Below are 4724 nucleotides of genomic sequence, written 5' to 3'. Positions count from 1 at the left end.
GGTGAAAATCAATTATACAATAATTGTTCCGATGGCGTAAAATGTACCGAAGATGAACATCAACAAAACAGACGTAGTGAGTTTATTATTACCGCTTTATAAATTAAAAACAATTCCTAAAAACAAAAAAGGCTATCCAATTAAGGGTAGCCTTTTTGGTTCATAATCTTAAATCTGAATCATTATTTCCCTACCCTCTTCTACTCTTAAGCCAAAAGAAATATTTATTGAGCAAAAAAGAATCAAAAAATGAAATAATTTTCATTCTAATTCAAAAAAAAGGTCCTTTAACGAGTTTTTATGCTATTAATAGAATTTTAGTAGTATAATTAAATGTTTATAGTTAACTTTATCATATACAATTAGTTATAAGCACAAAAAGAAAAGAAATATTCAAGACGATACTATTTAAATGACCCCTAATCTAGTAATAACTTAACACTAAAAATATGGGAATAAAAACTAACTTTTTTTTCTTATAAGCATTCTTCTTCTATAGAATTGCTTCTATTATATTTTATCTATTCGTTGCTCAAAATCCCCCTAAGATTCTACTTATTTGAGTAACTGCAAAACTATTTATTTGATTTTTATAAAGCTTTATGGCTTTATAAAATTAGTCATTCAACAATTCACGCATATTATTATATGTGGATTTCACTATATACCTAATCTAAAATACTTTCTAACGATTTAAAACAAATCAATATGAAAACAATTTTTACTCATTCGACAAAATTATTTACCTTTATTTTATTCAGTATCCTGACTTTCTCGACGGTAATAGCGCAAACGGCACCTGTCATTTTTCCCTATAATGGTTTCGGTATTGATGGAAACCTTAAAGCAAATACCCCAACGGATGACATAGGTGATTGGATACCTGGCACTGGTGTTTCCAGTAGTTCTGGTCAACATGTATTTTACCTTGATGGAACTGCTGTAAATCCAGTAACTACCTATAGATTTACAGATATATACAATTCTACTGCTGATAATAATTTTAGTGGTGGAAAATTCAATGAAGACCCAAATACAAAATGGAGTTGGACCACCAGTAAAGCTGGTGGAAAAGGGGATATAAATAATGTTTTGATCCATTTAGGAGTTGAAACAAATAATAATAACCAATGGTTGATCATTGCAAGTGATAGATTAGTTAATACCGGTACAAGTTATATTGATTTTGAATTTTTTCAAAAACCATTAACGACTAATGCTAATGGAAGCTTTACTTTAGCCGGAGGAAGAACTATTAACGATATTTTACTTGCAGTAGAATATACCAATGGTGGTAGTTTAGCAACTGTTAAATTCTATACATGGAACGGCACTAGTTATGTATTGGTCACAGACTCTGGTACTAATGCTTTTGGAAAGACAAATACAGGGGTAGTAGATACATTTACTGGAGGTGCATTTGGGGCGGATCAATATACTCTTCCTCAACAATTTGTTGAAGCAGCTATAAATATAAGTGCTTTTTTTACATCAGCAAACAGTCTTTGTGAAGGTGGTTCATTCGGGACTGTTTTAGTCAAAACAAAAACTTCAGCAGAACCTAATTCAGCATTAAATGATTTTGCAGGTCCATATCCTATAAATTTAGTTTTAGGAACTGCGAAAATTATAGGTGGTGGAGCCTATTGCAAAATTGCTGGTGCTTCAAAACAACTTACAATCGAAGGCGTAACGGGAGGAACCTTTGAGGCATCCTCAAGTGCATTGGTTATTAATGGATCTGGATTAATTGATATTGCCAATAGTGAACCGGGCACTTACACAGTAACTTATTTATTTACAACAGGAGGTTGTGCCAAATCTGTTATAACAGAGGTAATTATAAATGCTTTGCCAACTGCTAGTATCTCCTATTCAGGTTCTCCTTGGTGTACAACAGCAACTGCTAAAGCGGTAACCTTAACAGGAACCGGTGTTTATACTGGTGGAGTTTACAGCTCAACATCAGGTTTAACTATTGATGCTTCCACAGGAGAAATTACACCAAGCACAAGTACCGCTGGAACCTATACAGTTACCTACACTATTGCAACAGCAGGTGGATGCGCCGCTGTAACAGCAACTACTTCGGTAACAATAACTGCTTTACCAACTGCAAACATTTCCTATTTAGGTTCTCCTTGGTGTACGACAGCAACTGCTAAATCGGTAACCTTAACAGGAACCGGTGTTTATACTGGTGGAGTTTACAGCTCAACATCAGGTTTAACTATTGATCCTTCCACAGGAGAAATAACCCCAAGCACAAGTACGGCTGGAATCTATACGGTTACCTACACTACTGCAACAGCTGGCGGATGTGCCGCTGTAACAGCAACTACTTCGGTAACAATAACTGCTTTGCCAACTGCTAGTATTTCCTATTCAGGTTCCCCTTGGTGTACAACAGCAACGGATCAGTCAGTAACGTTAATAGGAGCAGCAGGTGGAACTTATTCATCAACAGCTGGACTTACCATTAACGCTACAACGGGCACAATAGCCCCAAGTTCCAGTGCTTCAGGAACGTATACAGTTACCTACACTATTGCAACAGCAGGCGGATGTGCCGCTGTAACAGCAACTACTTCGGTAACTATAACGGCTTTGCCTACCGCAAACATTTCCTATTTAGGTTCTCCTTGGTGTACGACAGCAACGGCTAAAGTGGTAACCTTAACAGGAACCGGTGTTTATACTGGTGGAGTTTACAGCTCAACACTAGGTTTAACTATTAACGCTGCAACGGGTACAATAACTCCAAGTACAAGTACGGATGGAACCTATACGGTTACCTACACTACTGCAACAGCAGGCGGATGTGCCGCTGTAACAGCAACTACTTCGGTAACAATAACTGCTTTGCCAACTGCTAGTATCTCCTATTCAGGCTCCCCTTGGTGTACAACAGCAACTGCTAAATCGGTAACCTTGACAGGAACCGGTGTTTATGCCGGTGGAGTTTACAGCTCAACATCAGGTTTAACTATTGATCCTTCCACAGGAGAAATAACCCCAAGCACAAGTGCGGCTGGAACCTATACGGTTACCTACACTATTGCAACAGCAGGTGGATGTGCAGCTGTAACAGCAACTACTTCGGTAACTATAACTGCTTTACCAACAGCTAGTATCTCCTATTCAGGTTCCCCTTGGTGTACGACAGCAGCTACTACATCGGTAACCTTAACAGGAACCGGTGTTTATACAGGTGGAGTTTACAGCTCAACATCAGGTTTAACTATTAACGCTGCAACGGGTACAATAACCCCAAGTACAAGTACGGATGGAACGTATACAGTTACCTACACTATTGCAACAGCAGGTGGATGTGCAGCTGTAACAGCAACTACTTCGGTAACAATAACTGCTTTGCCAACTGCTAGTATCTCCTATTCAGGTTCTCCTTGGTGTACGACAGCAACTGCTAAAGCGGTAACCTTAACGGGAACCGATGTTTATACTGGTGGAGTTTACAGCTCAACATCAGGTTTAACTATTGATGCTTCCACAGGAGAAATTACACCAAGCACAAGTACGGATGGAACCTATACGGTTACCTACACTACTGCAACAGCAGGCGGATGTGCCGCTGTAACAGCAACTACTTCGGTAACAATAACTGCTTTGCCAACTGCTAGTATCTCCTATTCAGGCTCCCCTTGGTGTACGACAGCAACGGCTCAGTCGGTAACGTTAACAGGAGCAGCAGGTGGAACTTATTCATCAACAGCGGGGCTTACCATTAACACTACAACGGGTACAATAACCCCAAGTTCTAGTACAGCTGGAACCTATACGGTTACCTACACTATTGCAACAGCTGGCGGATGTGCCGCTGTAACAGCAACTACTTCGGTAACAATAACTGCTTTACCAACTGCTAGTATCTCCTATTCAGGTTCTCCTTGGTGTACGACAGCAACGGCTAAAGCGGTAACCTTAACAGGAACCGGTGTTTATACAGGTGGAGTTTACAGCTCAACATCAGGTTTAACTATTAACGCTGCAACGGGTACAATAACCCCAAGTACAAGTACGGATGGAACCTACACGGTTACCTACACTATTGCAACAGCTGGTGGATGTGCCGCTGTGACAGCAACTACTTCGGTAACAATAACTGCTTTGCCAACTGCTAGTATCTCCTATTCAGGTTCTCCTTGGTGTACGACAGCAACTGCTAAAGCGGTAACCTTGACAGGAACCGGTGTTTATACCGGTGGAGTTTACAGCTCAACACTAGGTTTAACTATTAACGCTTCCACAGGAGAAATAACCCCAAGCACAAGTGCGGCTGGAACCTATACAGTTACCTACACTATTGCAACAGCAGGTGGATGTGCAGCTGTAACAGCAACTACTTCGGTAACAATAACTGCTTTACCAACGGCTAGTATCTCCTATTCAGGTTCTCCTTGGTGTACGACAGCAACTTCTAAATCGGTAATCTTGACAGGAACCGGTGTTTATACCGGTGGAGTTTACAGCTCAACATCAGGTTTAACTATTAACGCTGCAACGGGTACAATAACCCCAAGTACAAGTACGGATGGAACCTATACGGTTACCTACACTATTGCAACAGCAGGTGGATGTGCAGCTGTAACAGCAACTACTTCGGTAACAATAACTGCTTTACCAACGGCTAGTATCTCCTATTCAGGTTCCCCTTGGTGTACGACAGCAACTGCTAAAGCGGTAACCTTGACAGGAACCGGTGT

Annotated in this window: 1 protein-coding gene; it reads left to right on the top strand. The window is 40.2% G+C overall.

Annotation, left to right across the window (positions count from 1 at the left end; all coding sequences use genetic code 11):
- Nucleotides 1–708 precede the first annotated feature (708 nt).
- A partial coding sequence (locus DB891_RS17210) for a beta strand repeat-containing protein (protein ID WP_394336001.1) occupies nt 709–4724 on the top strand: 4016 nt, incomplete at its 3' end.

The organism is Flavobacterium laiguense (assembly GCF_003097655.1).
In the GTDB taxonomy this organism is placed as follows: domain Bacteria; phylum Bacteroidota; class Bacteroidia; order Flavobacteriales; family Flavobacteriaceae; genus Flavobacterium; species Flavobacterium laiguense.
This window is presented reverse-complemented; position numbering and strand designations above follow the sequence as displayed.